The 2,222-nt window shown below is 68.1% G+C and carries 1 protein-coding gene and 1 rRNA gene; both read right to left on the bottom strand.

Going from position 1 to position 2,222, the window contains the following annotated elements; all coding sequences use genetic code 11:
• On the bottom strand, nucleotides 1-897 hold an 897-nt coding region (locus E3T48_RS16085), incomplete at its 3' end, for a tetratricopeptide repeat protein (RefSeq protein WP_241986882.1).
• A gap of 1,077 nt (nucleotides 898-1,974) precedes the next feature.
• A 5S ribosomal RNA gene (gene rrf, locus E3T48_RS16080) occupies nucleotides 1,975-2,091 on the bottom strand.
• Nucleotides 2,092-2,222 lie beyond the last annotated feature (131 nt).

Genomic DNA, 2,222 nt, shown 5'->3' with positions numbered 1-2,222 from the left:
GGTCGAGCCCGCCCCGGTGGTCGAGCCCGCCCCGGTGGTCGAGCCCGCCCCGGTGGTCGAGCCCGCCCCGGTGGTCGAGCCCGCCCCGGTGGTCGAGCCTGTCGAGACCCCCGGGATCTCGACAGGCTCGATCACCGCGTCGTCCTCGAACCCCTCACCGTCGAACTCGTCGTCGTCGATCTCGAGGATCTCGATGGTCTCGTCCGCGTCGGACGCCCCGGACACTGCGGCGTCCGCACGCTCGGCGCGTTCGGTCCAAAGCTCGGCCTCGTCTTCACGTCCGAGCTCTTCGAGCACCTCGGCGTAGGCGGCGAACAGCTCTGCGCTGTAGGAGAACGCGGTCTTCGGATCCAGCTGCGGGATCTCGAGTTCGCTCAGCGCGGCCTCCGTCTCGCCCAGGTCGAGGCGGGCGCCGGACATGGCAATGGCCAGGGCCACCTGAACGGATGCCGGCAGGGTCGCCCGGTCGACGGACCGGCCGAGCTCGAGCGCGCGGTCGGGGCGTCCGACGCCGCGTTCGCTGTCCACCATGAGTGGGAGCTGGGCGTTGGAACCGGAAATCCTCCGGTAGGTGCGCAGTTCGCGCAGGGCGAGGGCGAAGTCGCCGGTCGCATAGGCGGTGATCGCCAGGCTCTCGCGCACCACGGCGATCCGGCCGGCCCGACGGGCGGCCGACATGACATGGCGGTGCGCCAGCTCCGGGTCCTCGTCGATGACGCGGGCGGCCATGGCGAGGTGACGGCCGACGGCCTCCGCGTTGTCCTTGCTCAGGGTCTTGAGTTCGTTGCGCGCGATCCGGTCGAGGTCCTGCGACGTGACGTCGTCGGGAAGTTCCGGGTCGTCGTGGCGGGGACGCACGGAACGCAGCTCACGCTGCATGCGCTGCTCTTCGGTCATCTCCTCTTCGACGACGCGGGCATCACGATCGCCGCGGGCGGGGGCACCCTCGCGGGTCCACAGCTTCTTGCCTGCGTCACGCGGCGCACCGGCTCGGTTCGGCGATCCGCCGCGCTGCGTGGCATTGCCCCGGGGCTTGCGGTCGCCATCCTGGCGCGGACGCTCGGTGCGTTCGCCGTTCTTCGCCCAGGGCTTGCGCTCTGCGCCGTCCGACGGACGGTCGCTGTTGCCACGGTAAGGAGCACGCTCGGCGCCACCGGACGGACGGTCCGAGTTGCCACGGTACGGAGGACGCTCGCCATCCTTCGCCCACGGCTTGCGCTCGGCGCCACCGGACGGACGGTCCGAGTTCCCACGGTACGGAGGACGCTCGCCATCCTTCGCCCACGGCTTACGCTCGGCGCCACCGGACGGACGGTCCGAGTTCCCACGGTACGGAGGACGCTCGCCATCCTTGGCCCACGGCTTACGCTCGGCGCCACCGGACGGACGGTCCGAGTTGCCACGGTACGGAGGACGCTCGCCATCCTTGGCCCACGGCTTACGCTCGGCGCCACCGGACGGACGGTCCGAGTTGCCACGGTACGGGGGACGCTCGCCACCACTGGACGGACGCTCGGAGTTCCCGCGGTACGGGGGACGCTCGCCACCACTGGACGGACGCTCGGACTTGCCGCGGTAGGGAGGTCGCTCGCCATCACGCTGCGGGCGATCGGAATTCCCGCGATAAGGAGCACGCTCAGCGCCGCCACCTTGCGCGCGGTCGTTGCGTCCTTGGTAGCCGCCGGAGCCCCGTTCGCCACCCGAGGGAGGTCCGGACTGGCGGTTGTCGCCGCCGCGTCCGCCCTGTGGCCGGCCGCCCTGGTTGCCGCCGGAACGCCGTTCGTCCCGGCCGCCGTTGCGTGCGTCGTCTCCGTGCGTACCTGTAGGGCTCACTGTGTCTCCTGTGTAATTGGTCTGCCTATTCGACTGACTTGATCAGCGTAAGGCTTAACGCAAAATGGCCACCCATCGGGTGACCATTTCGCTCNCAAAATGGCCACCCATCGGGTGACCATTTCGCTCTTGCTACGTTAAGTCCGGCGGTGTCCTACTCTCCCACAGGGTCCCCCCTGCAGTACCATCGGCGCTGAGAGTCTTAGCTTCCGGGTTCGGAATGTGACCGGGCGTTTCCCTCTCGCTATAGCCGCCGAAACATCTTCCGATGAATCGATTCTATATTTTTTAGTTATAGAGCCCCCATGACGAGGGCGTTGTTCTCGACCGTACATCGAGAACCACATAGTGGACGCTTGCAGCTTATTCAAACTGGTGTGTTATCAAAT

Origin of the sequence: Cryobacterium fucosi (assembly GCF_004403515.1) — a bacterium.
Classification (GTDB): domain Bacteria; phylum Actinomycetota; class Actinomycetes; order Actinomycetales; family Microbacteriaceae; genus Cryobacterium; species Cryobacterium fucosi.
Note: the sequence above shows the minus strand (reverse complement) of the source record. Positions and strands in the feature narration are given on the sequence as shown.